Source organism: Plantactinospora sp. B24E8, assembly GCF_039871735.1.
Lineage (GTDB): Bacteria > Actinomycetota > Actinomycetes > Mycobacteriales > Micromonosporaceae > Plantactinospora.
On sequence record NZ_JBDPMH010000021.1, the window covers coordinates 71,516 to 97,578 of the forward strand.

Consider the following 26,063-nt stretch of genomic DNA (forward strand, 5'->3'; position numbering starts at 1 on the left):
AGTCCCTTCCTCCGGTCACGACCCCGGACCGCTCACCGGCGCTCCTCCAGTTGCTTGCAGGCGACGCAGAGGGTGGCCGACGGGAACGCGGCGAGCCGCTCCACCGGGATCGGGTTGCCGCACCGCTCGCACCAGCCGTAACTGCCCTCGTCAAGCCGCTCCAGAGCGCGCTCCACCTGGGTGATGCGTTCCAGGATGCTGTTGGCGAGGGAGATCTCCTGCTCCCGCTCGAACGTCTTGGTGCCGGTGTCGGCCTGGTCGTCCCCGGCCGAGTCGGTCAGCCGTTCGCGCTGCAGCTCGGTGATCTCGCTCAGCGTCTGATCGTACTCGCCGCGCAGTTCGTCGCGGCGGGCTGCCAGGGCCGCCCGGATCTTCTCGGTCTCGGCGCTGCTGCGCGCGGTCTTCGGTGCCGACTTACGGCCGGCGGTCCTGGTGTCGGCTGGCTTTGCCATCGTCGCTCCCTCAGCCGCGGACCCCGCGGCGGTCGGCCGTGCCTGGACAGGTTCGTCGCGCCGTCACCCCGACGGAGCCGGTGGACCTGTTCGGTGCGGTCGCTCCGGCGGGTGCGACCAGTGGGATGCTGTCGGCAGCACAGGTCGCCAACGCCGGACTGCACAAACGCCGGGTGGCGAGGCCGCCGGCACGTCCGGCGCCGGAGCGCCGGGAGTGTGCTGGCGGCCACCGGCCGGATTCGGGCCACCGGCCACCGACGACAAACCGGATGTACCGGTCATATCGCCTGCGGCCCTCGCCCGCTCGGCCATGGCGTCCCCCAGTGCAGAAACGGGCGCGCGGCGGACCCGCCGCACACTCCGGAGGTTGGCAAGAATACGGAACGTACAGGCGTCCGACAACATGCCGCACCGATGTTACGCTTTTCCACCGGAAATAACCCACCAACCAGGCAAAAGGTACAGCGGGTTAGTCGTCGCGCTCCTCGCCGTACTCGCCGAGCCAGCGGGCCAGTCGACCCCGTCGGCTGATCGCCCGCAGCCGGCGCTCGACCTCGTCCCGTACCCGGGCGGTGGCGACGATCAACAGGCTGTCCCCGACCTTCAACCGGGTGTCCGGCGCCGGCACGAATCCCACCCCGTCCCGGGCGACCAGCGTCACCGACGCCCCCACCGGCAGCCGCAGCTCGTCGAGGTGCACCCCGACCAGCCGGGACCCGGCCGGAATCTCCAACTGCAACAGATCGGCCTGCATCCGCTCCAACGGCGCCGTCTCCACCCGCAGTTCCGCAGGCTCGGCCGCGGCGGTGAGTCGCAGCCAGCGGGCCGCCGGGGCGAGCGTACCGGTCTGCAACAACGTGAAGATCACCACGAGGACAAAAACCGCGTCGAAGAGCGGCACCGCCCCGGGCACCCCCTCGGAGAGCGGGATGGTGGCCAGCACGATCGGCACCGCACCGCGCAGTCCCGCCCAGGAGAGGAACGCCTGCTGCCGGGGACCGGCCCGGAACCAGACCGTGCAGGCCAGCACCGCCAGCGGTCGGGCCAGCAGGACCAGTGCCAGGCCGGTGACCACCGCCGGCCACACCGCGTCCGCCAGCCGGGACGGCGCACTCAGCAGGCCGAGCAGCACGAAGAGCCCGATCTGCGCGATCCAGGCCAGGCCGTCGGCAAAGCCGAGGATCGCCTGCCGGTGCGGCAACCGGGAGTTGCCGAGGATCACCCCGGCGACGTAGACCGCGATGAAGCCGGAGGCGTGCAGCACCGTGGCGACCCCGTACGCGAGCACGGTCAGTCCCACCGCGGCGATCGGGTAGAGCCCGGAGGACGGCAGCGCGGCCCGGCGCAGGGTCCACCGGCCGAGCATCCCGACACCGAACCCGAAGCCGACCCCGACCACCAGTTCGTAGCCGAGCAGCAGAGCGTCCTGCCACCAGGCGTGTCCGCTGAACGTCGAGGTGGAGAGCAGGACGACAAGCAGCACCGCCGGGGCGTCGTTCATCCCCGACTCGGCCTCCAGCGTCGCCACCAGTCGGGGTGGCAGCCGCAACCAGCGCAGGGTGGCGAAAACCGCCGCCGCGTCGGTGGAGGAGAGCACCGCGCCGTAGAGCAACGCGAGCCGCCAGTCCACCCCGAGCAGGAAATGGACCACCACGCCCACGACTGCGATGCTGACCACCACGCCGAGCGTCGCCAGTAGGCCGGCGACGCCGAGCACCGGTCGCAGCGCACTCCACCGGGAGGTCAGCCCGCCCTCGGCGATGATCACGATCAGCGCGCAGAAGCCCAGGGCCCGGGTCAGTTCGGCGTCGTCGAAACGGATCCCCAGGCCGTCCTCGCCGATGGCCACCCCGATCGCGAGGTAGACCAGCAGGCTGGGTACCCCGAGCCGGGTGGAGACCCGGACCGCGCCGACCGCGACGAGCAGCACCGCCGCACCGATCAGCAGGGCGGCGTCGAGCCGCTCGGTCACGGCTGCCCCACCCGGGGCCCCGCCGTCACCGAACGGATCCGTCCCGGAGTTCGCGCAGTCGCGCGTCGACCTCCTGGGCCGGCCCGTCCACCACGAAGAGTTTGTCGCGACTCGCCGCGCCGGTGCGCAGCGTCACCGCGGCCGGGCGCAGCCGCAGCGCCTCGGCCAACGCCCGCCGGGCCGCCTCGGTGGCCCGGCCGTCGACCGCGGGCTGATTCACCGCGATCACCAGGGCCGGACCGTACGGACCGTCGAAGCGGCCACCGACCCGGGCCCGGGACGAACCGGGTTTGACCCGTACCGCGACGGTGCGCGGGCCGGCCGCCGTCACGGCGGCCCGGCCAGGGTCGTACCGGTGGTCGACACCTCGGCCATCGACGTTCCGTCCGGCTCAGCGTGGCGGCGCGTCGGCGAGCAACGTGCTGGCCGGCTCGCAGCGGCCGCACGGGGTGAATCCCAGCTCGGCCGCCTCACCCACCGGCAGTGGTTCGCTCTGCCGGCCGTCCAGGTGGGGGCAGTCCGCCAGGTGGTAGCGGGGCCGGCCGTCGACGACGTACACCTCGGCGGTCAGCGTCGCCACCGCTGCCGCGTCAACCGGCGAGACCTGCTGTGCCGCCGGCTCGTCGCCGGGATCGTCCTCCGCCGACTGCCCGTCCGGTCCGGTGCCGGTCGGCGCCGACCCGCCGGCCGGTTGCCGCCAGCCGGAGTCGTCGAGCGCCGCGCCGGACCGGATCGTCTGGGCGGGCACCGGAACCTGTAGTGGCTCGGTCAGCACCGTCGCGGCCGGGCCGGTGGAGTGACCGCCAGCCACCCGGGCGTCGGTCGGCGCGACCCGGGTGTTGGTCGGGGGCCGGCGAGGGCGGGCCCCGCCGGGCACCTCGCCGTCGCCACCCACCGCCATTCCGTCGTCACCGACAAGTCCGCCCCGACCCGTCGCGGCCTGCCGGGCCCCCACCACCAGCGCGACCGCGGCCAGCAGACTCGCCGCGATCGAGCTGATCAGCAGCCCACTCGACCCGATCGCCAGGCCGAGCACGAGCAACGTGACGGCGACGAGGATGAGCAACAGACTGCCGACTATCACCGCTCACCCCCGACACATCGTTTCCAGTTGTCATACGGGACGACGCCCCTGCTGTCGACCCGGAATCAACCATGGTGCCGACCGGGGTCAGCGACCGGCCTCGAGCGCGCCGGAGCGTCCACCCGCGCCGTAGGAGTTGGCCAGGCCCGCGGTGGCCAGACCCGGGGTGGAGCCGCCGGACCGATTGCCGTCGGTCCGGGTCATCTCCACCTCGAGGCCCTGGCCGCGACCATCGAGGTCCCGCAGCTGGCTCTCCAGGTACGCCTTGAGGCGGGTGCGGTACTCCCGCTCGAACTGCTTCAGCTCCTCGATGTGCTTCTGCAGCGCGGTCCGCTTGGCGTCGAGGCCACCCATCGCCTCCTGGTGCCGCTGGCGGGCGTCCCGCTCCAGCGCGTCGGCCTTGGCCCGCGCCTCCCGGGTGACCTCCTCGGCCTTGGTCCGGGCGTCGGAGAGCAGCTTGTCGGCCTCCCGGCGGGCGTCCGAGACATGGTCGTCAGCGGTCCGCTGGGCCATCATCAGCACCCGCAGGGCCTGCTGCTCGCCGTCGCCGGTCACCGCCGGACCGCCCTGGGCCCGCACCTGCTCCAGTTCGGCCTGCATCGCCCGGGCCGCCTGCTCGGCCGCCGCCTTGTCGCGCTGCACCCGGTCGAGCTGGGCCTTGACGTCGTTGAGCTCGGCGGCCAGTCGCGGGTCGGCGCCCGGCCCGGCTGGCGCGCCGCCGCGGCCGCCGCGCTCCACCTGGGCGCGAAGCTCGTTGTTCTCCTCGATCAGACGGGCGAGCTCGCGCTCGACCTCGTCCAGAAAAGCGTCGACTTCTTCCTCGTCATACCCCCGCTTGCCGATCGGCGGCTTCTTGAAGGCGACGTTGTGGACGTCGGCCGGGGTCAGCGGCATCGAAACTCCTCGGGTCAGTTGCGGCCGCGTAGCGCGCTGGTCAAATCGTGGACCTGATCAGCGGCTCTAGCACGAATCTCATCAGCACGAACAGGATAACCAGGAGCACAAGGGAGGCCAGGTCGATGCTCACGGTACCAATTCGCAATGGAGGGATCACACGCCTCAACGCCTTGAGGGGCGGATCAGTGACGCTCCACACCGACTCCATTCCGGCCGACGCACCCCGGCCCGGCTGCCAACGGCGACCGTACTGCAGGACGGCACTTAAGACAAAACGGGCCAAAAGCACCACAAGGAAGACGTACAGAACCAGGTAGAGAACCTGAAACAGGATGTTCAGCAACGTGATCCCTCGGTTGGGCTAACTCAGGCTGAAAAACCCGCCCTCAGCGATCTTGGCCTTGTCCTCCGCGGTGACCTGGACATTGGCCGGTGAGAGCAGGAACACCCGGTTGGTCACGCGCTCGATCGTACCCCGCAGCCCGAAGGCCAGGCCGGCCGCGAAATCGACCAATCGGCGGGCATCCGCCTCGTCCATCTCGGTGAGGTTGATGATCACTGGGACACCGTCCCGGAAGTGCTCACCGATGGTGCGCCCCTCCCGGTACGTGGTGACGTGCAGAGTGGTGATCTGGTAGCGCTGCTCCGGCTCCGGCGGCACCACCCGCTCCCGCACCTGGGCCTGCGGAGCAAGGGCGAGGTTGTCCCGGGTGGGGTACGTCAGTCCGCTCGACCCGTCGGTCGAACCGGAGCGGCTGATCGAGCGGACGCTGGCCCGCTCGGTCCGTTCCGATCGCTCGGCGCGCTCGGTCCGCTCCGGACGGTCCGACTCCGACCGGTCGTGGTCGGCGCCGCGGCCCACACCGCGCTCGGAGAGCCGGCCGCGCTCACCGACCCGGGACCGGGGCGGCGGCGGGCTGTCCTGCTCGTCGTCGTCGTCGGCGAACTCGTCGGCGTACCGACTCTGCCGGTAGCGCGACTCGCGGTAGCCACCCTTCTCGTAACCACCGTCGTCGTAGGTCCGCTCGTCGTCCTCCTCCACGAGTCCGAGCCAGACCCCCGCCTTGCGCAGTGCACCCATCGCCGCGCCCCTCCGTCCGCCGCCTGCGACACACCCCCGTGCCGTGCCACTGTCACGCGCGTGAACACTGCAGTGCCCACCGGCCTGAGACGTCAACCCCGGCACGGCCGTTGATCCGGCCACACCCAGCCCCCCGACAGTGGGGATGCCGCCTCAAACAACACTGATGTAGTTTGGTGTCCGGTTGTCAGGCTACCGCAGCGTGCTACGCATTCCGAGCAACGCGCTACCGATCCGCACATGTGTCGCGCCGTGGCGGATCGCCGCCTCCAGGTCACCACTCATCCCCGCCGAGACCACGACGGCGTCCGGATGGTCGGCCCGCAGCCCGGCGGCCACCTCGGCCAGCCGGGCAAACGCCCGCTCCGGTTCCCAGTCCAGCGGCGCGACCGCCATCACCCCGGACAGTCGCAGCTCCGGACGGCCGGCGAGCGCGGCGGCCACCGCCCCGACCTCCCGGTCCCGGTCACCGCCGCCGACCAGCGCCCCGCCCCGGTCGGCGGCACCGTCCAGGTTGACCTGGACCAGCGCCGCCAGCGGCCGGTCCCGGTCCCGGTGCCGGTCCGCCGCCTCACCGAGGGCGACCGCCAGCCGGACGCTGTCGACCGAATGGACCAGGTCGGCGTACCGCACCACCGAACGGGCCTTGTTGCGCTGCACCTGGCCGACGAAGTGCCACCGGACGTCCACCCCGGCCGCCGAGACCTCGGCAGCCTTCGGGGCCGCCTCCTGGTCCCGGTTCTCTCCCACGTCGGTGACCCCGAGCCCGGCCAGTGACACGACGTCGTCAGCCGGGTACGTTTTGGTCACCGCGACCATGGTGACCTCGGCCGGATCCCGGCCGGCGGCGACGCAGGCCCGGTCGATCCGGGCCCGTACCGAGGTCAGGTTCTCCGCGAGTTGCGCCCGGCGCGCGTCCGGCGCCGGAAGGGGTGGTGGGGCCATCGCGTGTGGTCAGGAGCCGTTCTTGAGAAAGTCGGGGACGTCCACGTCGTCGAAGAGGACCCGGCGCGGCTGCGGACTCGGCGTCGCGACGGGCGGCGACGACACCGGGGTCGCCGCATGCGGCACGGCCGGCTGCCCGGGCTTACGCGCCGCGTCGACCGGCTTGTACGCCGGGGCGCCGCCGTCGAAGCCGGCCGCGATCACGGTCACCCGCACCTCGTCGCCGAGCGCGTCGTCGATGACCGCACCGAAGATGATGTTGGCGTCCGGGTGAGCCGCGTCGGTGACCAACTGGGCGGCGTCGTTGATCTCGAAGAGACCGAGGTCGGAGCCGCCGGCGATGGAGAGCAGCACGCCCCGGGCCCCGTCCATGCTCTGCTCCAGCAGCGGGCTGGAGATGGCCGCTTCGGCCGCCTCCACCGCCCGGTTGTCCCCCCTGGCGCTGCCGATCCCCATCAGCGCGCTGCCGGCGCCGCTCATCACGCTCTTCACGTCGGCGAAGTCCAGGTTGATCAGACCAGGGGTGGTGATCAGGTCGGTGATGCCCTGCACACCGGAGAGCAACACCTGGTCCGCCTGCCGGAAGGCGTCCATCATGCTGATCCCCCGGTCGCCGAGGGCGAGCAGCCGATCGTTGGGGATCACGATCAGCGTGTCGCACTGGTTGCGCAGCTCGTCGATACCGGCCTCGGCCTGGACCTGACGCCGCTTGCCCTCGAAGGAGAACGGCCGGGTGACCACACCGATGGTCAGCGCGCCGAGCTTACGGGCGATGTTGGCCACCACCGGCGCACCGCCGGTGCCGGTGCCGCCACCCTCGCCACAGGTGACGAAAACCATGTCGGCGCCCTTGAGTACCTCCTCGATCTCGTCGCGGTGGTCCTCGGCGGCGTTCTTGCCGACGTCGGGGTTGGCGCCGGCGCCCAGCCCCCGGGTCAGCTCCCGGCCCACGTCGAGCTTGACGTCGGCGTCGCTCATCAGCAGTGCCTGGGCGTCGGTGTTGATCGCGATGAACTCGACGCCCTTGAGCCCGACCTCGATCATCCGGTTGACGGCGTTGACTCCGCCGCCACCAATGCCGACGACCTTGATGACCGCCAGGTAGTTGTGCGGAGGTGTCATCGGGGTCCTTTCCTTCGATCTCGGCGGGGGGCGCCACCCCGCCCGGCGATCCGGCCGGGGCGAGGCCGACAACCTTCGGTACGAGGAGGCGAAGGGTAACCCTCACCCTCTACTAGAGGTCTACAGTTATGTCAACCATTGATCCTCTCCGGGCAACGTATGCGTACGCGCGGCGGGAGCCAAGGACCTGCGCGGCGTGTCGGCGCGCCCGCCCACAATCCACCCCCGGGGCGGCCACCCCGGCGCGTCGCGGGATCAGCGGATCGTCACCACGTCCGGGGTACGGACGTCGATGGTGTCGCCCTTCTCACCCAGCAACGACGTGGCCACCTGGGCCTTGGTGTCGCTGCGCGACGAGTCGCCCCACAGCAGCGTACGACCGCGCTGCAGTCGGACCGTGATCCGGGCCGGCGCCTCCACCACCACCTCGGCGAGCCGCTCCCGCAGTTCCGGGGTCAACGCGGCCAGCACCTCCAGCGCCGCCCGGGTCGAGACGTCCTCCGGTCCGGGCCTGGCGACCCGGGCCACCGGCAGCTCCGCCGGTCGGTCGGCCCGGGTCTGGAACACCACCCCGGAACCGTCGACCACCAGGAACCGCCGGTCCTGCGGCACCACCGCGACCGGGGTCCGCTCGACCACCTCGACCACCAGCGTGCCCGGCCAGCCCCGGGAGACCGTCACCCGGGCCACCGGCGGCAGTTGGGCGACCCGGGCCCGGACCGCCGCGAGGTCGACCCGGGCCAACGGCGTGTCGCCGCTCACCCCGACCGCCTGCCGGACCTGCTCCGGCGTCAGCAGGGCGACCCCGACCACCCGGACGTTGCGGACCCCGAAGACCGCCGTCCCGTACACCAGCCAGGCGCCGGCCAGGACGAGCACCAGCACCCCGGCGAGCACCGTCCACGGCAGCGCGGCACGCAACCGCCGCTGCCGGGCCCGCTGGGTGAACCGGCGCACCGACGGCGGTACGGCGTCGCTACCGGCCCGGACCAGCCGCCAGCCCCGCTCGGCACCCCGGGCACCGGACCTGGCCGACCCGCCCCGGCCGCCGGTGGCCCGGGGGCGCGGCGCCCGGCCGGCCGGGGCCGGACCGCCGCGTCGGGCCGACGGGGTCCCCGACCGGTCCCGGGACGAACCGGCGCCGCCGGACCGGCCGCCCGAACCAGGACTCATCCGGCGTGCGGGGTCGCCACGTCCGGGCCGGTGCCCGCCGGCCGGTCGGCGAGCGCGGCCAGCAGCTCGTCACCCATCAGCGAGATCGGTGGCGCGCCCATCGTCACCACCACGTCACCCTGGGCGGCCCGCCGGGCCACCTCGGCCGGCACGTCCTCCCAGGACGGCACGAACATCTTGCGCTCCGGCGGCAGGGCGATCGCGTCGGTCAACGCGACCCCGCCCTCGCCCGGCGCCCGGACCTCACCCGGGCCGAAGACCTCCAGCACCAGCACCTCGTCGGCGATGGCCAGCGCCTCGGCCAGCTCCGCCTGCAGGTCCCGGGTGCGGTAGACCCGGTACGGCTGGAAGACCACGATCAGCCGCCCGTCGCCGGCCACCTCCCGCAGCGTCTTCAGCGCGGCGGTCATCGAGGTCGGGTGGTACGCGTACTCGTCGTAGACCTGGACCCCGTCGACGGCGCCCTTGCGCTCGAAGCGACGGCGTACCCCGGGGAAGGCGGCGAGGCTGGAGACCACGCAGTCCAGCCCGATCCCGAGCTTGCGGGCGGTGAGCACCGCGGCGGCGCTGTTCAGCCCGAGGTGGCTGCCGGGGACCGGGAGGCGGATCTCGCCCAGCGACTCCCCGTCCATCGTCGCCCGGTAGCGCAGCCCGGCGGCCGAGGAGGCGAGGTCGGTCAGCCGCAGGTCCGCGTCGTCCGCCGTGCCGTAGGTGTAGACCGTCCGACCCTCGGCGCGCAGCACCTCGGCCATCCGCCGGGTGCCCGGGTCGTCGGCGCAGGTCACCACGAACCCGTCCGGGTCGGTCAGCCGGGCGAAGTCGGCGAAGGCCGCCTCCAGACCGGCGTAGTCCCCGTACGTGTTGAGGTGATCCTCGTCGATGTTGGTGATGATCGAGACGAACGGCCGGTAGAGCAGGAAGGAGCGGTCGCTCTCGTCGGCCTCGGCGACGAAGTACTCGCCGCTGCCGTGGTGGGCGTTGGAGCCCACCTCGGAGATCTCCCCGCCGATCACGAACGACGGGTCCAGGCCGGCCCGCTGCAGGATCAGCGTCGCCATCGACGTGGTGGTGGTCTTGCCGTGGGTGCCGGCGACCGCGATGGTCCGCCGGCCGGTCATCGCCGCGGCCAGCGCCTCCGACCGGTGCAGCACCCGCAGCCCACGTTCCCGGGCGGTGACCAGCTCCAGATGGTCCTGCGGGATCGCGGTCGAGTAGACCACGGTGTCGACGCCGTCCAGGTTGGTCGCGTCGTGACTCATGTGGATGGTGCCGCCAAGGGCCCGCAGCCCGGCCAGCGCGGGCCACTCCCGCAGCTCGCTGCCGGAGACCCGGATGCCCCGGGTCAGCAGCAGGCGGGCCAACCCGCTCATCCCGACCCCGCCGACCCCGATCAGGTGTACGGTGCCCAGGTCCTCGGCGGCCAGGGTGCCGACCGGACTGAACTGCGCGGTGTTCATGACCCCAGCCTTCCACTCGTCGGCCGGTCGGACCCGGGCATCGGGTCAGCGCGCCGGGACCGGATCCGTCCCACCGTGACGTCGTCGTGTCGCCTCACCGGGTCACCGCCTCGTAGACGAAGTCGAGCAGTGCCTCGTCGCCGTCGCGCCGGCCGTACGCCGCGGCGGCATTACCCATCGCGTAGAGCCGCCGCGGGTCCCGGATCAGCGGGATGATGTTCTGCTCCACCCAGGCGGGGGTCATCTCGGAGTCGTCGACCAGCACGCCACCGCCGGCCTCGACGACCGGCAACGCGTTGCGTCGCTGCTCCTGGTTGCTGTGCGGGTACGGCACGTAGACCGTGGGCAGGCCGACCGCCGCCACCTCGGCACAGGTCATCGCGCCGCCCCGGGCCAGCATCAGGTCGGCGGCGGCGTAGCCCAGTTCGATCTGGGAGAGGTACGGCAGCGTCACGTACGGCACCGGCAGGTCACGGGGGATGCTGACCGGCTCGTTGCGGGCGCCGATCACGTGCAGCACCTGGATTCCGGCGTAGGCGAGCGACTTGGCCGCCCCGGCGAGCGCCAGGTTGATCGACCGGGCCCCCGACGAGCCGCCGGCCACGAAGAGGGTCGGCAGGTCCGGGTGGAGGCCGAAATGCTGCCGGGCGGCGGCCCGCTGGGCCATCCGGTCCAGTCCGGTGATGCCGCGCCGCAGCGGCACTCCGACCACCCGGCCGTTGCGCAGCGACTCGGCCTGCTGCGGCTGGTGCGGAAAGCCGAGCGCGAGGTTCTTGGTGAACCGCATGCCGAGCCGGTTGGCGATGCCCGGCGGCACGTTCACCTCGTGGATCACGATCGGCAGTTCACGACGCCAGGCGGCGAGGTAGGCGGGCACCGAGACGTAGCCGCCGAACCCGATGACGACGTCGGCGCGTACCTCGTCGATCACCTTTCCGGCGGCCCGGGCAGCTTTCCACATCCGGTCCGGAGTACGCATCAGGTTCATGTTGACGGACCGGGGCAGCTGATACGCCGGAATCTGCCGCAGATCGTAGCCGTGCGGGGGAATCAGGTCGTTCTCCATTCCCTTCGGCGTACCGAGGCAGGTGACGCGTACCCCCGGGTCGTGTCGGCGCAGGCAGTCGGCAAACGCCAGCAGCGGGTAGACGTGCCCACCCGTGCCGCCTCCCGCGAGCACCACCGACCGCAGCGAACCCATCAGCGTCTCCTCTCGGCCGCCGTCGTACCGGCGCGCCCTCTCCTCGCCCGGCCACCCGTTGGCCCGGCCCCGGTCTCCCGCCGCTTTCCGGTCTCGGATCCGGGTTCCCGGCGGGCCTGGGCGGGCAGCGGCCCGCGTCGGCGCGCCGAGGGAAGCGGCGGCAACGGGGCCCAGACTAGTCGGACCCATCGCGGCGCCGGACGGGCGTGCAGGGCTCGCGCCGCCTCCGGTTCGGCGCGGGCGAAGGAGGCCAGCATGCCGACCGCGGCCATCGTCACGACCAGGGCGCTTCCGCCGTCGGAGATGAACGGCAGCGGCAGGCCGGTGATCGGCAGCAGGCCGACCACCCCGCCGATGTTGATCACGGCCTGGCCGACCAGCCAGGCGGTGGCGGCGGTGGCGGCGAGCCGCCGGAACGGGTCGGCGACCCGGCGGGCGATCCGCAGCCCGGTGTACGTCAACACGGCGAAGAGGCTGAGTACCACCGCACAGCCGACCACCCCGAGTTCCTCGGCGAGGATGGCGAAGATGAAGTCGTTGTGCGCGGCGGGCAGCCAGTCCCACTTGAGCACACTCTTGCCGAGTCCGACGCCGAACCAGCCGCCGTTGTCGATCGCGTACCGGGCCTGCAGGTACTGGTAGCAGCCGTCGAGGCCGCATTCGTCGGGCGGCGGCGGGTTGATGAACATGGTCAGCCGGGCCAGCCGGTAGTTCCGCTCGCCCTGTTCGCCGGAGCCGGCGCCAAGCGAGGCGGCGGCGACCAGCAGGCCGACGCCGACCAGTCCGAGCAGCGACAGCACGGCGAAGACCCGCTTGCGGACCCCGGCCGCCCAGAGCAGACCGACGACGATCGCGAGCAGGCAGAGCATGGTGCCGAGGTCGTTGTAGCCGACCAGGACGAAGAGCAGACCCACGGCGGGGAAGAGCGGGGTGGCGAGTTCCCGCCACCAGCCCAGCGCCGCCCCCTTCCGGGCGATCATGTCGGCACCCCAGAGGACCAGGCCGAACTTCGCCAGCTCGGAGGGCTGCACCTGGATCGGGCCGATGATCAGCCAGAGCAGTTCCGCCTCGAAGGGCCCGAAGCTGGCGTTGCCGGTGAGCCTGCCGAGCGCGTGCAGCGCGTCGAGCAGGACCAGCAGCACCACCGCGACGCCGAGGGTCGGCAACGCGATGGACCGGAAGGTGCTGGCCGGCAGCCGTTGGCAGGCCCAGAAGGCGCCGAGCCCGATCAACGCGAACAGCGCCTGCTTGGCGAACATCGTGAACGGGTTGCCGTCGGTGGCGAGCGCCTGGACGCTGGTGGCCGAGAAGACCATGGTCAGGCCGATCAGCAGCAGCAGCCCGGAGCTGGAGATCAGCAGGTAGTAGGAGGCGAGCGGTCGGGCCAGCAGCCCACGCAGCGCGGCCAGGCCGCCGGCCAGGCCGACGCCGGAGCCGACCGGCGGGTACGGCGGATCGCCGCCGCCCGCCCGGGCCGGGTCCGCAACGCCACCGGCGGTACGCGCACCGGCGCCCGCCCGTCCTCCGCCGCCGTCGGGGCCGCCGCCGTCGGCCGACGGTGCTGCGGCGTCGGCACCGACCGGTCCCGCACGTCCGCTGTCAGGGCCGCCCGCACCCGCACGCCCACCGCCGGGGCCGCCGTTCCCCGCCGGTCGCCGTGGCGCCTCGTCCGTCACCGCGCCACCCCTTCGTCCTCCCGGTTCCGCCCATCATCGACGCTGCCCGGGCCCGCCGCCGGGTAATCACCCGACCGGCGTGTCGGCGCCGGGCCACGAACGGGACGCCGACCGGCGGGCGGGCACCGGGCACCGGAGAGGGGGCGTCCGGCCGGCGGGGTGCCGGTCCGCTGGCCGGAGTGGCCGGAGGATCAGCTGACCGCGGTGAGGAACTCGCTGTAGAAGAGGGCCAGGGCGATCGCCACCCCGATCCCGGCGATGATCCAGAATCGGACGACGATGTTGACCTCGCTCCAGCCGGCCAACTCGAAGTGGTGCTGCAGCGGAGACATCCGGAAGACCCGCTTGCCGGTGGTCCGGAACGAGATGATCTGGATCACCACGGACATCGTGATGATCACGAAGAGCCCGCCGAGGATGATCAGGAGGAACAGTGTCCGGGTGGCCATCGCCATGCCGGCGATCAGCCCGCCCAGGCCGAGCGCGCCGGTGTCACCCATGAAGATCCGGGCCGGTGAGGTGTTCCACCAGAGGAAGCCGACACAGGCGCCGGCCGCCGCCCCGGCGATCAGGGCGATCTCCAACGGGTCCCGGACCACGTAGCAGTACGCCCCGCCGGCGGCGTACGCCTCGTCCGCGCACCAGTGCCGGTACTGCCAGAACGCGATCAGGGCGTACGCGGCGAGCACCATCACCGACGCGCCGGTGGCCAGGCCGTCCAGACCGTCGGTGAGGTTCACGCCGTTGGTCGTCGCCATCACCACGAAGATGAAGATGACCACCGAGGCGATCTTGCCGACCTCCAGCGCGTTGATGTCGCGGATGAAGGAGAGCGCGGTGCTGCCGACGGTCACCCCGGCGGTGCTCGGGAAGTAGAGCGCCACCACCCCGAAGACCGCGCCGACCAGCATCTGGCCGAGCAGCTTGCCGCGCTTGTTCAGCCCGGCGCTGTTGCGCTTGCGGACCTTCAGGAAGTCGTCGAGGAAGCCGACCGCACCGGAGAAGACCATCAGACCCAGCAGCACCAACGCGGTGATCGTCGGGGTGACCTGGGCGATCTGCTGGTGGGGCAGGGTGGTCAGGGCGAGGTGACCGGCGACGTACGCGATCACCGTGGCGACGATGAACACCACCCCGCCCATCGTCGGGGTGCCCTTCTTGCCCTGGTGCATGATCGGGCCCTCGGCCCGGATCGGCTGACCGGCCTTCAACCGGGTGAAGACCTTGATCGCGATCGGTGTGGTGAAAAGCGAGATCAGGAACGCCACGAAGATGGCGACGACAACCGCCCTCACGCCGCGACGCCTTCCGCCGGAACCGACACGTCCGTCACGTGGCTCATCGGGCGCCCCCCTGGGGACCGACGGCCGCCTCACGCAGCGCGTCGACCACGTCCCAGGTGCGGTAACGCGAACCCTTCACCAGGACGACGTCGCCCGACCGCAGCTCGCGCCGCAGCAGCCCGATCGCCGCCTGCTGATCGGTAACCAGCACCGACTCTCCTCCCCAATCCGCCACCGCCACCGCTCCGTCCCGGATCGGGGCGGCCGTTTCACCGACCACCAACAACCGGTCGACACCCAGCTCGGCCGCGAGACGACCGACCTGCGCGTGACCGTCCCGCTCGAACTCGCCGAGCTCGGCCATGTAGCCGAGCACCGCGACCGTACGTCGGCCCCGGCCCATCGCGGCCAGCGCGTGCAGCGCCGCGGCCATCGAGCCGGGATTCGCGTTGTACGAGTCGTCGATCACCGTCACCCCGTCGGCCCGGTCGAAGACGTCCATCCGACGGGTCGAGGGCAGCACCAGCGCGCCGAGCGCCTCCGGCAGCTCCGCCAACGGCATGCCGAGGTCGAGCGCCACCGCCGCCGCGGCCAGCGTGTTGCCGACCTGGTGCCGTCCGCTGACCCCGAGCCGTACCGGCACCCGACCGTTCGGGGTGACCAGGGTGTACGACGGCCGGCCGCGCTCGTCGAGGGTGACGTCCTCGGCCCGTACGTCGGCGTCGCCGGCCTCACCGACCAGCACCACCCGGGCGGCGGTCCGGACCGCCATCGCCCGCACCCGGGGGTCGTCGGCGTTGAGCACCGCCAGCCCGGCGGCCGGCAGCGCCTCGACCAGCTCCCCCTTCGCCTGGGCGATCGCCTCGACCGAGCCGAACTCGCCGATGTGCGACGTGCCGACGTTGGTCACCACCGCGATCCGGGGCGGCGCGATCTCACACAGGTACCGGACGTGCCCGATCCCCCGGGCGCCCTTCTCCAGCACCAGGTAGCGGGTGTCGGCGTCGGCCTGCAACGCGGTGTACGGATGCCCCAGCTCGTTGTTGAACGATCCGGCCGGCGCCACCGTCGGGCCGAGCCGGGCGGTGAGCTGGCCGACCAGGTCCTTGGTGGTGGTCTTGCCCGACGAGCCGGTCAACCCGATCACGGTCAGCTCGGGCAGCCGGTCCAGTACCGCGCGGGCCAGCCGACCCATCGCCACCCGGGCGTCGTCGACCAGCACCATCGGCACGCCGTCGACCGCCCGGGAGCCGAGTACGCCCACCGCGCCCCGCTGCGCGACCGCCGCCGCCGCATAGTCGTGCCCGTCGACCTTCTCCCCGGGGAACGCCACGAAGAGCCCACCGGGGCGTACCTTGCGGGAGTCGAACTCGACCGGACCGGTGACGGTCAGCCGTGGATCGTCGGCGACCGGTCGGCCGTCGACGACGGCGGCGATCTCGGCCAGGGTCATCGGGATCATCGCTGCTCCACCAGTGTGTCGAACCGGGCGGCGAGCGCGGTGGCGAGTTCGACTCGGTCGTCGAAGGGCTCGACCCGGTTGCCGATCTCCTGGCCCCGCTCGTGCCCCTTGCCGAGGACCGCGACCACGTCGCCGGGCTCGGCCAGCCGGACCGCCTCCGTGATCGCGGCCCGACGGCCGCCGACCTCGACGATCCGGGCCGGGGTGCCGGCTTCCTCGGCCCCCCGGCGCACCGCGGCCCGGATCACGGCCGGGTCCTCGCTGCGCGGGTTGTCGTCGGTCACCACCACCAGGTCGGCGCCCCGGGCCGCGGCGGCGCCCATCAACGCCCGCTTGCCCTGGTCCCGGTCGCCGCCGGAGCCGAGTACGCAGATCAGCCGGTGGTCGGCGCCGGTCAGCTCCCGCAGCGCGGTCAGCGCGGCGACGGTCGCGTCCGGGGTGTGCGCGAAGTCGACCACGCCCCGGACCGGGCCGGGCGCGTCGACCAGTTCCAGCCGGCCGGGCACGCCGGGGCAGGCGGCCACCCCGGCCGCCGCGACCGCCGGGTCCACCCCGGCGGCGACCAGGGTGGCGATCGCCAGCAGCGCGTTGGCGACGTTGTGCCGGCCGGGCAGCGCGACCGCCGCCTCGACCGCCACCCCGTCCGGGCCGTACGCGGTGAAGGTCTGGGTGTAGCCGACGTCGGTGATCCGCTCCGCCCGCCAGGTCGCGTCCGGGTCACCGGCCGCCGAGTAGGTGACCGTCGTCGGCTTACGCAGTGGGCGCAGCGCCGGGTCGTCGTGGTTGAGCACCTCGGCGGCGCACCGGCCGTCGAAGAGCCGCGCCTTGGCCGCGAAGTAGTCCGCCACGTCGGCGTGGAAGTCGAGGTGGTCGTGACCGAAGTTGGTGTAGCCGCCGACGGTGAACCGCACCCCGCCGACCCGGCCCAGCACCAGCGCGTGGCTGGAGACCTCCATCGCCACCGCGGTGACCCCGCGCTCCCGGGCGGCGGCCAGCATGGCGTGCAGGTCGGTGGCCTCCGGGGTGGTCCGGACGCTGTCCACCACCAGGTCACCGAGGCGGCACTCGACGGTGCCGATCAACCCGGTGACGTGGCCGGCGGCCCGCAGCCCCGACTCGATCAGGTAGCTGGTGCTGGTCTTGCCGGCGGTGCCGGTGATCCCGATCACGGTCAGTCCGGCGGTCGGGTCGCCGTAGATCGCGCTGGCCAGTTCGCCGAGCACCGCCCGGGGGTCCGGCACGACCAGGGCCGGCAGCCCGGCCTCGGCGGCCGCCGCCGCCCCGGCCGGATCGGTGAGTACGGCGACCGCACCGGCCGCCGCCACCGCCGGGACGAACTCGGCGCCGTGCCGGCGGGCGCCCGGCAACGCGGCGTACAGGTCACCGGGGCGTACCTCGCCGCTGGCGTGGGTGATCCCGGTGACCGTCACCTCGGCCCCGCCGGGCGGCAACTCGGCGCTGGCCAGGTCGGCCCGCGTGGCGGGGCCGGCGGCGACCCGCGCGGCAAGATCGGCGAGCCGGATCGGCGTCACGGCCTGGGGACGGGGATTGCCGGGCACGGCGTCAGACCCTACCCCGTCGGGGGGTCCACCCCGCACAGCCGCCCCGGTGGTTTGCCCGCACCTACCGATGATGTCCTGTTCGGCCTGGTCAACGCGGATAGACCACGAACTTCGGCGGCGCGGTGCCGGTCGACGGCACCCGGTAGTGGCGCAGGGTGTACTCCATCATCTCCTTGAACGCCGGCGCGGAGATGTCCCCGCCGCCGCCCTGTGGGGTGTGCGCGAAGACCGCGATCACGTACCGGGGGTCGTCCGCCTGGTCCATCCCGATGAACGAGGCGACCTCGCCGGGGGCGTACCGGCCGTCCACCACCCGGGAGCCGGTGCCGGTCTTGCCGGCGACCCGGTAACCGGGGATGGCCGCCTTGCCGGCGGTGCCGCCCTCGATGGTCACCGGCGCCTCCATCAGCTGCCGCAGGGCGGCGGCGGTGGCCGGGCTGAGCACCTGCCGGGTCTGCGGGGCCGGGCCGTCCCGGCGGGAGCCGTCCGACGGGAGGATCTCCCGGACCAGGTGCGGCTGCACCCACGTGCCGTTGTTGGCGATCGCCGCGTAGACGGCGGCCATCTGCAGGGGCGTGACGTCGACGCTGTGCCCGATCGGCACCGACCCGTACGTCGAGCCGCTCCACTCCGTCGGCGGCTTCAGCACCCGCCCGGAGGCCTCGCCGAGCACCCCCTCCCCGGTGGCCTTACCCAGCCCGAACTTGAGCTGGTACTGGTAGACCTTCTCGGCCCCGAGGGCGTCGGCGATCTTGATGGTGCCGACGTTGGAGGAGTAGCCGAGCATGCCCGCCACGCTCAGTTTCCGACCGCCGACCGGATGGGTGTCGGCGAAGTACTGGTCGCCCTTCCAGATGCCGTTGGCGATCGGCCAGGCGGTCTGCGGGGTGATCACCCCCTCCTCCAGCCCGGCGCCGAAGACGATCGCCTTGTGCACCGAGCCGGGATCCACCACGAAGCTGGTGGCCGCGTCGTCGCGGTCCTCGGCCTTGTACTTCTTCCAGTCCGCCGCGTTGTACGTCGGATAGCTGGCCTGGGCGAGGACCTCGCCGGTCCGTACGTCGAGGACCAGCGCCGCCCCGGTGCTGCCGTCGACCTCCTGCATCCGCTGGCCGAGGATCCGCTGCACGACGTACTGCAGGTCGCGGTCGATGGTCAGCTGGATCGAGCTGCCCGGCCGGGCTTTGGTGACCCGGTTGTAGCCACCGGGGATCTCCGCCGCGAGCGCGCCCTTGCCGACCTCGTACACCCGCTTCCCGTTGACCCCCTGCAGCAGGTCGTCGTAACGCGCCTCGAGCCCCTCCAGGCCGTGCAGGTCGTCGCTGGTGAAGCCGAGCAGGTTGGCGGCCAGGTCACCGCCGGGCACCTCGCGGCGCTCGTCCCGACCGGTGCCGATGCCGTCCAGTTCGAGCGCCAGGATCTTCTCGGCGGTGGCGGTCTCCACCCCCCGGGCCAGGTACTCGAACTGGGAGGCCCGTCCGTCCGGCCGCTTCTTCGGCTTCATCCCCTCGGTCAGCTCGGAGACCGGGATGCCGAGCAGCGGCGACAGCGCGGCGGCGGTCCGGGCCGGATCCTCGATCAGGGTGGGGTCGGCGAAGACGTACCGCGCCTCGACGCTGCGGACCAGCGGCGCGCCGTAGCGGTCGTAGATGGCGCCGCGCGGCGCCGGCAGTACCACCTCACGGAGCCGGTCCCGCAGACCGTTGCCCTGGTATTCCGGGGCGTCGACGACCTGCAGCGCGACCAGCCGGATGCCGATCGTGGTGAACATGGCCAGTGCGAGCAGGGTGCCCAGGCGCAGCCGCCGGTGCGAGTCGGCCAGCCGCAGCGGCTTGCGGGGACCGCGTCGGGGTCGACGTACGCCGGTGCCGCCGCCGTGGGTCGGTCCGTCGCCGCGCGGCCGCCGGGCCGGTGCCGCCGGCGGTTCGGTGTCACCACGGACCGGCCGGGCGGTGACGGTCCGGCCGGTGCCGGACGCGGCCCGGCGGACGGTCCGGGTACCGGCCCGGCCGCCGTCGAGCACCTGCAGCGCCGGCCGGAACGGATCACCGGACCGGCTGCTGCGTGGGGTACGCCGGCCCCGCCCCGGGTCGGCGGCGCCCCGGCGCCCGGTGACCTCGACCGGATCGTCGGGACCGCCGCGGTAGCGCCGGGACAGTTCCGGGTTGTCCCGCACGGTCCGGCCGCGCGGGGTGTAGGCCCGGGCGTCGGAGATGCCGGCGAACCCGGCCCCGTCCCGCCCGGATCCGTCACCGGAGTCCCGGCCGTCGGCGCCGGCTCTGCGGCCGTCGCCGGTACGTGACGCGCCGCGCCGGGACACCGAGGTGTCCCGGCGCGGGTCGTCGGACCGCGAGGCCACCGACTATCCCCCGGCACCCTGCGGACTGGTGATCGCCGGTTCGCCGCCGGCCGGCTGCGGCACACCGATCACCTGGCCGTCGGGCAGCTGGATGAAGGCGGGTGGACCCGAGTCGACCAGGCCCAGCTTGCGGGCCCGGGCGGCCAGGTTGCCCGGCACCTCCGCGTCGTCGATCTTCTGCTGCAGTTCCTGCTGCTGGATGTCCAGGACGGACCGCTGCTGCTGCAGCCGTTCCTGACGGAACGCGTTCTCGTTGATCTTGCTGTTGACCACCAGGATGCCGAGCATCCCGCCGACCACCAGCACCAGGATCAGCGCCACGAAGGAGACCCGGGGTCGGGCCACCGGCAGCGGTGGCGCGACCCGCAGCCGGGTCCGCCGGCCGGCCCGGGTGGCGGAGCCGGACTCGGCCGGCCGCTCCGGCCGCTCCGCCGAACTGTCCCAGACCCGTACCGGCCGGTCCGGCTCGACCGACGGCTCCCAGTTCCGTGCCCGCAGGGCGGCGCTACCCTGCGTCGGGTACTCCCGTTCCCCCCGCACCCGACTCGCCGGTGCCGCGTTGGACCGGCCGCCACCCGTACGTCCGGCCCGCTGCACCGTGGTCCGGCCCCCCGACCGCGGTGTGCGCTGTCCAGCGCCGCGCGTCACGTCGGGTTCGACCCGACGCTCGCGCTTGTTGACGTTCATGTTCCCTCCCCCTGTACCGTCGTGCCGTCGCCGTCGACCGGCGATCGCGGCAGGTCCCGTTCAGTTCTCTCCGAGCCGTTCGACGCCCCGGGCACGGCACCGCGGCGGGACCGTTCGCGGGCGGTCCTCCTCGATGTCGTCGCCGGGGTCCGGTCGTCGGACGGGTCGATCCGCTCGGCCGCCCGCAGCCGCACCGAGGCGGCGCGCGGATTGGCCGCGACCTCCGTCTCGCCCGGCAGCTCAGCCCCCCGGCTGAGCAACCGCAGCATCGGCCCGGTGCCGGGCAGCTCGACCGGAAGGTCGACCGGGCCCGTACTGCGGGCCCGGCCGGCGAACACCTGTTTGGTGATCCGGTCCTCCAACGAGTGGTAGGACAGCACCACCACACGACCGCCCGGGAACAGCGCGTCCAGAGCGGCCGGCAACGCCGTCTCCAGCGCGGCCAGCTCCCGGTTTACCTCGATCCGCAAAGCCTGAAACGTTCTCTTCGCCGGATGTCCGCCCGTTCGTCGGGCCGGTGCCGGGATCGACTCCCGGACCAGTTCGGCGAGCCGGGCCGAGGAGGTCAACCGGGACCGTTCCCGTTCCCGGATGATCGCCGAGGCGATCCGGCCGGCGAACCGCTCCTCGCCGTACACCCGCAGCACCCGGGCGAGTTCCCCGTGCGAGTAGGTGTTGAGGACCTCCTCGGCGGTGGTCCCGGTGGTCTGGTCCATCCGCATGTCCAGCGGCGCGTCCTGGGCGTAGGCGAACCCGCGGTCGGGCGCGTCGAGTTGGAGCGAGGAGACACCGAGGTCGAACAGCACACCGTCCACGCCGTCGTAGCCGAGCCGCTCGACCACCTCGGCGAACTCGTCGTAGACCGCGTGCACCAGGTGGATCCGGTCGGCGTACCGGGCGAGTCGGGCCCGCGCGTGGGCGAGCGCCTCGGTGTCCCGGTCGAGTCCGATCAGGACGGTGCGCGGGTGGGCCGCCAGCACCGCCTCGGCGTGCCCGGCCAGCCCGAGTGTCGCGTCGACGTACACGGACGGCCGGTCGTCACGGTCCAGCGCGGGGGCGAGCAGCTCGAGACACCGCTCAAGCAGCACCGGTACGTGCGTACCGCGTAGCTCCCCCATGTCGACCCCCCACTGACCCCTGTCTCGTCCGGACGTGCCCGGTGTCTGTCCCCTGCTCGTCATACCGCCAGATCCCCATCCGCTCTGCCCACCGGGCCCGACCTTCGGACCTGCCGGCGGTTCGCGCCTGGCACCGGGGAAGAGGCGCCAGGAACCTCGAGCGGGTGGAGATCTCGCAGTACGTCGGGCGTCGGCACGCGCCGCCCTACAGTCCGCCCGGCAGCACCCCCTCCTCGATGTCGGCGAACTCCTCTTCGTTCTCCGCGAGGTAGGTTTCCCAGGCCCGCTTGTCCCAGATCTCGACCCGGGTGCTCGCTCCGATCACCACCAGGTCCCGGTCCAGCGCGGCGTATTCCCGGAGGTGGATCGGGATGGTGACCCGACCCTGCTTGTCCGGGATCTCGTCGTGCGCGCTGGCGAAGAAGACCCGACTGTAGGCCCGGGCGGCCTTGTGCGTCATCGGCTGCTCGCGCAGCTGACCGGCGATGCGCTGGAACTCGGGCATCGGAAAGACGTAGAGGCAGCGCTCCTGCCCTTTGGTGATCACGACACCTCCCGCCAGCTCATCCCGGAACTTGGCCGGAAGGATCAGCCGGCCCTTGTCGTCCAGGCGCGGGGTGTGCGTGCCGAGAAACACCGGCCCAACCCCCTTGCCCTTTTCAGCGGTGTTCGCGGCACCGCTGCCCCCCGGGCCGGCGGGCCCTCCTGGCCCCCCATCGCGCCCCACTCTACTCCACTTCCCTCCACCCGCAACCGGAATCGCCCGGGAAACGCGCCCGATGTCCGGATGAAAGCGCACGTCAGACGGGGTGGCGTCAGGTGGAGGGGAACGGGACCCCGGCCCCACGGGTCCGTTATCCGACACCATCAAGCCCTGCGTCAATCGCGCAGCTTCGCCCCTTTTTTCCCAGGCGCCTCGACCGCCTGTGACGACCGCCGGGGAGGGAAGTGGAGGAAAAATTTCCGACGGGTGGCGCGAGGTGGAGGAAACGGCCCGTCCGGTCCCACTCCACCCCGGTCGCCGACACCCGGTGGCCGATCCCGACCCGCACCCCGACCCGCCGCCCGCCCCGGACGGGTCCCTCGTGCGACGGTCGGCCGCGCCGCGCCGTCCGGTAACCTCGCTCGCGTGACGGACGCGAAGATGCCCCTTCGGGCAAAGGTGGCCAGCTCCGTATCGCGCACCGCGGCGGCCCTGTCCCGGGCCGCCGGCCGGGGTGACGGCTCGGTGATCGGCGGCTGGATCGGCCTCAAGATCGATCCTGATCTGCTGGCACACCTGGCCGCCGGCCGCGCCATCGCGCTGATCTCGGGCACCAACGGCAAGACCACCACCACCCGGCTGACCGCCGCCGCGGTCGGCGTACTCGGCCCGGTCGCCACGAACTCGTTCGGCGCCAACATGCCGACCGGACACACCTCCGCGCTGGCCAAGGCGGGCAGCACCCCGTACGCGGTGCTGGAGGTCGACGAGCACTACCTGGCCCAGGTCCTGGAGGCGACCGAGCCGCGGGTGGTGGCCCTGCTCAACCTCTCCCGGGACCAGCTCGACCGGGCCAAGGAGGTGGCGATGATGGCGCAGCTGTGGCGGGCCGCGCTGGTGCGCCACCCACAGGTCCGGGTGGTGGCCAACGCCGACGACCCGATGGTGGTCTGGGCGGCGACCCCGCCGGCGAACCGCAGCGAGGCGGTCCGCCCCGCCCCGGTCACCTGGTTCAGCGCCGGCCAGCGTTGGCACGACGACTCCTGGGTCTGCCCCGAGTGCGGCTCCCCGATCGAGCGGATGTCCGACCAGTGGTGGTGCACCGGCTGCTGGTTGCGCCGGCCCGAGCCGCAGTGGGTGGTCGAGGACGACGGGGTGCTCGACCCCGCCGGCGCCTGGCACAAGGTGGTGCTGCAGCTGCCCGGCCGGGTCAACCTCGGCAACGCGGCCACCGCGCTCGCCGTCGCGGCCGAGTTCGGGGTACGCCCCAACGACGCGGTCTCCCGGCTGGCCGGGGTCGCCTCGGTCGCCGGCCGGTACGCGCAGGTGAACCGGGACGGGCGGACCATCCGGCTGCTGCTGGCGAAGAACCCGGCGAGCTGGCTCGAGGCGTTCGACATGGCCGAGGAGGCGCCCACCCTGCTGTCGATCAACGCCCGGGACCCCGACGGACTGGACACCTCCTGGCTCTTCGACGTCGACTTCTCGCCGCTGCGCGGCCGCCAGGTGCTGATCACCGGGGACCGGGCGTACGACCTGGCGGTCCGGCTCGACGTCAACGGCGTACCGTTCCAGCACGTGCGGGCCTTCGCGGACGCGGTCGCCAGCGTGCCGCCGGGCCGGCTAGAGGTGATCGCCAACTACACGGCGTTCCAGGACATCCGAGCGGAGTTGGACCGTGTCAACTGACAGGGGATATCCGGTGCACCACGGTTCCGAGAGTGTGCTGCGCATCGTCTGGATCTACCCGGACCTGCTCTCCACCTACGGCGACCGGGGCAACATGCTGATCCTGGCCCGCCGGGCCCAGCTGCGCGGGATGCCGGTCGAGACCATCGAGGTCCGCTCCGACCAGCGGCTGCCCACCACTGCCGACATCTACCTGATCGGTGGTGGCGAGGACGGTCCGCAGGCGCTCGGCGCGCAGCGGCTGCTCGCCGACGGCGGGCTGCACCGCGCGGTCGCCCAGGGGTCGGTGGTCTTCGCGGTCTGCGCCGGTTACCAGCTGCTCGGCGGCTCGTTCTTCGCCAAGGGCGCCAAGTGTGCCGGGCTGGACCTGCTCGACCTGCACTCCGACCGGGGGCCGAGCCGGGCGGTCGGCGAGCTCGCCGGTGACATCGACATCCGGCTCGGGCTGCCGCCGCTGAGCGGCTTCGAGAACCATGGCGGTCGTACCCACCTGGGTTCCGGGGTCGCCCCGCTGGCCAGGGTCACCACCGGCATCGGCAACGACGGCGCGACCGAGGGGGCGTGGCGGGGCAAGCTGCTCGGCACGTACTCGCACGGTCCGGCGCTGGCCCGCAACCCCGCCCTGGCCGACCTGCTGCTGCGCTGGGCGACCGGCGCGCACCAACTGCCGCCGCTGGACGACACCTGGTCGGAGCGGCTGCGGGCGGAACGCGCCGCCGCGCTGGCCGCCGCCCGGGCGTGATCGGGCGCGTCCGACGGCTGCTGCGACAGCGGTCGGTCGCGCGGTTCGCCCTGCTGCTCGGCCTGCTCGGGCTGCTCGGGCTGAGCCTGCTGGTGGCTCCCCGGCCGGACCTGGCCGGGCTGCCCGGGCTGGCGGACCGGCTCGGTCCGCTGGCCCCGGTGGTCGCCGTGGCGGTGGCCGCGGTGCTGATGCTCGCCCTGGTCCCCCGGACCGCGATCACCGTGGTCTGGGGAGCGGTCTTCGGTCCACTGGGCGGGGCCGGCTACACGCTGGCCGCCGCGCTGCTCGCCGCCGGGGCCGGGTTCGCGGTCGGCCGGCTGCTCGGTCGGGACTTCGTCGCCGAACGGGTACGCGGCCGGCTGGCCCGGCTCGACCACTGGTTCGCCCGGCAGAGCGTGCTCGGGGTGGTCTCGGTACGTCTGCTGCCGGTCGGCGGCTTCGGGCTGGTCAGCTACGGCTACGGCACCACCGGCGCCCGGTTGCTGCCGTTCCTGGTCGGCAGTGTGCTGGCCTCGGCCCCCTCGGCGTTCGGCTACGCCGCGGTGGGGGCGGCGGTGGTCTCGCCCGACGAGGTGAACTGGTTCGCGGTGGCACCGGCCGGGCTCGGTCTGGTCGCCGCCACGGTGCTCGGGGCCCGCTGGTGGCGGGCCGAGCGGAGGGCCGGGACGGCACCGGCGAACCCCCAGCCCTTTTGAGTTGTATGCCCGATAAGCCCTGATCGGCGGTACCGTGTGGGCAACACCCGGATCCGCCCGGGTGGGCCGTTCCGGTCCGCGCGGCGTACCCGCACCGACCGTCGAACCTCAGCGGGGTGATCGGGTGAAGTCCTACACGGAGACCGCCGACGCGGTACGCAGCGCCGACAGCGCCGTCGTGCGGGGCCCGAACTCGGTGGTGGTCCGGCTGCACGTCAACGGCACCCCGCGCAACGTCCTCGTCGAACCCCGGGTCAGCCTGCTGGACGCGTTACGCGACCGGCTCGACCTGACCGGCACGAAGAAGGGCTGCAACCAGGGTGCCTGCGGGGCCTGCACGGTCTGGGTGGACAAGCGCCGGGTGCTGGCCTGCCTGACCCTGGCGATCACCTGCGAGTCCCGCGAGGTGACCACCATCGAGGGCCTCGCAGGCGGCGTCGACCTGCACCCGATGCAACGGGCCTTCGTCAGCAACGACGCGTTCCAGTGCGGCTACTGCACCCCGGGTCAGATCATGTCGGCGGTGGCGTTCCTGGCCGAGGGGCACGCCGACGACGACAACCAGATCCGGGAGTGGATGAGCGGGAACCTCTGCCGGTGCGCGGCGTACCCGAACATCCGGGCCGCGATCCGGCAGGTCCGCGACGAGGCGTCGAACCGGCTCCCGGAAACCGCGGCGGAGGGCGGCTCCGGCCGGCCCGCC

At 72.8% G+C, this 26,063-nt stretch carries 23 protein-coding genes and 1 pseudogene; 4 read left to right on the forward strand and 20 right to left on the reverse strand.

The genetic code is table 11. The annotated features are described in order from the left end of the window. Nucleotides 1-32: 32 nt before the first annotated feature. The 20 genes from ABGB21_RS25235 to mraZ all read right to left on the reverse strand — a co-directional run bounded on the left by ABGB21_RS25235 (nucleotide 33) and on the right by mraZ (nucleotide 22,168). A complete protein-coding gene (locus ABGB21_RS25235) occupies nucleotides 33-452 on the reverse strand; it encodes a TraR/DksA C4-type zinc finger protein (RefSeq protein ID WP_347656960.1) in 420 nt (139 codons plus the stop codon). A 469-nt stretch (nucleotides 453-921) separates the two neighbouring features. Beyond that, nucleotides 922-2,424: a potassium/proton antiporter gene (locus ABGB21_RS25240; RefSeq protein WP_347679852.1), complete on the reverse strand. Its 1,503-nt coding sequence runs from the start codon at nucleotides 2,422-2,424 to the stop codon at nucleotides 922-924. Between the two features lie 25 nt (nucleotides 2,425-2,449). After that, entirely contained in the window at nucleotides 2,450-2,755 is a 306-nt protein-coding gene (locus ABGB21_RS25245; protein ID WP_347656962.1) for a DUF167 domain-containing protein, read from the reverse strand. 60 nt (nucleotides 2,756-2,815) lie between these two features. Further along, nucleotides 2,816-3,508: a hypothetical protein gene (locus ABGB21_RS25250; protein ID WP_347679854.1), complete on the reverse strand. Its 693-nt coding sequence runs from the start codon at nucleotides 3,506-3,508 to the stop codon at nucleotides 2,816-2,818. Nucleotides 3,509-3,595: 87 nt separating this feature from the next. Then, nucleotides 3,596-4,402 carry a DivIVA domain-containing protein gene (locus ABGB21_RS25255; protein WP_347656964.1) on the reverse strand — a complete coding sequence of 269 codons (807 nt, stop codon included), beginning with the start codon at nucleotides 4,400-4,402 and terminating at the stop codon, nucleotides 3,596-3,598. A 40-nt stretch (nucleotides 4,403-4,442) separates the two neighbouring features. Further along, entirely contained in the window at nucleotides 4,443-4,748 is a 306-nt protein-coding gene (locus ABGB21_RS25260) for a YggT family protein (RefSeq protein ID WP_347656965.1), read from the reverse strand. 18 nt (nucleotides 4,749-4,766) lie between these two features. After that, nucleotides 4,767-5,486: a cell division protein SepF gene (gene sepF / locus ABGB21_RS25265; protein ID WP_347679856.1), complete on the reverse strand. Its 720-nt coding sequence runs from the start codon at nucleotides 5,484-5,486 to the stop codon at nucleotides 4,767-4,769. A 192-nt stretch (nucleotides 5,487-5,678) separates the two neighbouring features. Next, nucleotides 5,679-6,431, reverse strand: a complete 753-nt coding sequence (locus ABGB21_RS25270) for a YggS family pyridoxal phosphate-dependent enzyme (RefSeq protein ID WP_347656967.1) — start codon at nucleotides 6,429-6,431, stop codon at nucleotides 5,679-5,681. A gap of 9 nt (nucleotides 6,432-6,440) precedes the next feature. Then, complete coding sequence (gene ftsZ / locus ABGB21_RS25275; protein ID WP_347656968.1) at nucleotides 6,441-7,553, reverse strand: cell division protein FtsZ; 1,113 nt, start codon at nucleotides 7,551-7,553, stop codon at nucleotides 6,441-6,443. A gap of 255 nt (nucleotides 7,554-7,808) precedes the next feature. Next, nucleotides 7,809-8,726 (reverse strand): FtsQ-type POTRA domain-containing protein, encoded by a 918-nt coding sequence (locus tag ABGB21_RS25280; RefSeq protein WP_347679858.1) that lies wholly within the window; start codon nucleotides 8,724-8,726, stop codon nucleotides 7,809-7,811. After that, nucleotides 8,723-10,183: a UDP-N-acetylmuramate--L-alanine ligase gene (gene murC, locus ABGB21_RS25285; protein WP_347656970.1), complete on the reverse strand. Its 1,461-nt coding sequence runs from the start codon at nucleotides 10,181-10,183 to the stop codon at nucleotides 8,723-8,725. Before murC ends, ABGB21_RS25280 begins: the two co-directional genes overlap by 4 nt. Nucleotides 10,184-10,277: 94 nt before the next feature. After that, nucleotides 10,278-11,384, reverse strand: coding sequence for an undecaprenyldiphospho-muramoylpentapeptide beta-N-acetylglucosaminyltransferase (murG, locus tag ABGB21_RS25290; RefSeq protein WP_347656971.1), 1,107 nt, complete (start codon nucleotides 11,382-11,384; stop codon nucleotides 10,278-10,280). Continuing rightward, nucleotides 11,384-12,793, reverse strand: coding sequence for a putative peptidoglycan glycosyltransferase FtsW (locus ABGB21_RS25295; protein WP_347679882.1), 1,410 nt, complete (start codon nucleotides 12,791-12,793; stop codon nucleotides 11,384-11,386). Before ABGB21_RS25295 ends, murG begins: the two co-directional genes overlap by 1 nt. Before the next feature lie 458 nt (nucleotides 12,794-13,251). Beyond that, entirely contained in the window at nucleotides 13,252-14,355 is a 1,104-nt protein-coding gene (mraY, locus tag ABGB21_RS25300) for a phospho-N-acetylmuramoyl-pentapeptide-transferase (RefSeq protein WP_347656972.1), read from the reverse strand. A gap of 43 nt (nucleotides 14,356-14,398) precedes the next feature. Then, nucleotides 14,399-15,805 carry a UDP-N-acetylmuramoyl-tripeptide--D-alanyl-D-alanine ligase gene (murF, locus tag ABGB21_RS25305; RefSeq protein WP_347679860.1) on the reverse strand — a complete coding sequence of 469 codons (1,407 nt, stop codon included), beginning with the start codon at nucleotides 15,803-15,805 and terminating at the stop codon, nucleotides 14,399-14,401. Then, nucleotides 15,802-17,403 (reverse strand): UDP-N-acetylmuramoyl-L-alanyl-D-glutamate--2,6-diaminopimelate ligase, encoded by a 1,602-nt coding sequence (locus tag ABGB21_RS25310; RefSeq protein ID WP_347656974.1) that lies wholly within the window; start codon nucleotides 17,401-17,403, stop codon nucleotides 15,802-15,804. Before ABGB21_RS25310 ends, murF begins: the two co-directional genes overlap by 4 nt. Nucleotides 17,404-17,455: 52 nt before the next feature. After that, nucleotides 17,456-19,726, reverse strand: coding sequence for a penicillin-binding protein 2 (locus ABGB21_RS25315; RefSeq protein ID WP_347656975.1), 2,271 nt, complete (start codon nucleotides 19,724-19,726; stop codon nucleotides 17,456-17,458). 3 nt (nucleotides 19,727-19,729) lie between these two features. After that, nucleotides 19,730-20,413, reverse strand: a complete 684-nt coding sequence (locus ABGB21_RS25320) for a hypothetical protein (RefSeq protein WP_347656976.1) — start codon at nucleotides 20,411-20,413, stop codon at nucleotides 19,730-19,732. After that, the gene (rsmH, locus tag ABGB21_RS25325; RefSeq protein WP_347679862.1) at nucleotides 20,410-21,531 is read right to left on the reverse strand and encodes a 16S rRNA (cytosine(1402)-N(4))-methyltransferase RsmH; all 1,122 of its coding nucleotides are present in this window, start codon (nucleotides 21,529-21,531) and stop codon (nucleotides 20,410-20,412) included. The genes ABGB21_RS25320 and rsmH overlap by 4 nt, the downstream gene beginning before the upstream one ends. Nucleotides 21,532-21,736: 205 nt before the next feature. Beyond that, nucleotides 21,737-22,168 (reverse strand): division/cell wall cluster transcriptional repressor MraZ, encoded by a 432-nt coding sequence (gene mraZ, locus ABGB21_RS25330; protein ID WP_331215757.1) that lies wholly within the window; start codon nucleotides 22,166-22,168, stop codon nucleotides 21,737-21,739. Between the two features lie 507 nt (nucleotides 22,169-22,675). Here mraZ and ABGB21_RS25335 point away from each other — a divergent pair. The 4 genes and pseudogenes from ABGB21_RS25335 to ABGB21_RS25350 all read left to right on the forward strand — a co-directional run. Continuing rightward, on the forward strand, nucleotides 22,676-23,923 hold the full coding sequence (locus tag ABGB21_RS25335; protein ID WP_347656995.1) for a MurT ligase domain-containing protein: 1,248 nt from the start codon (nucleotides 22,676-22,678) through the stop codon (nucleotides 23,921-23,923). A 13-nt stretch (nucleotides 23,924-23,936) separates the two neighbouring features. Continuing rightward, nucleotides 23,937-24,665, forward strand: coding sequence for a glutamine amidotransferase (locus tag ABGB21_RS25340; protein ID WP_347656996.1), 729 nt, complete (start codon nucleotides 23,937-23,939; stop codon nucleotides 24,663-24,665). After that, nucleotides 24,662-25,360, forward strand: coding sequence for a VTT domain-containing protein (locus tag ABGB21_RS25345; protein WP_347656978.1), 699 nt, complete (start codon nucleotides 24,662-24,664; stop codon nucleotides 25,358-25,360). Before ABGB21_RS25340 ends, ABGB21_RS25345 begins: the two co-directional genes overlap by 4 nt. Before the next feature lie 178 nt (nucleotides 25,361-25,538). Continuing rightward, nucleotides 25,539-25,991: pseudogene (locus tag ABGB21_RS25350) on the forward strand ((2Fe-2S)-binding protein); the annotation flags it as partial. Between the last annotated feature and the right edge of the window lie 72 nt (nucleotides 25,992-26,063).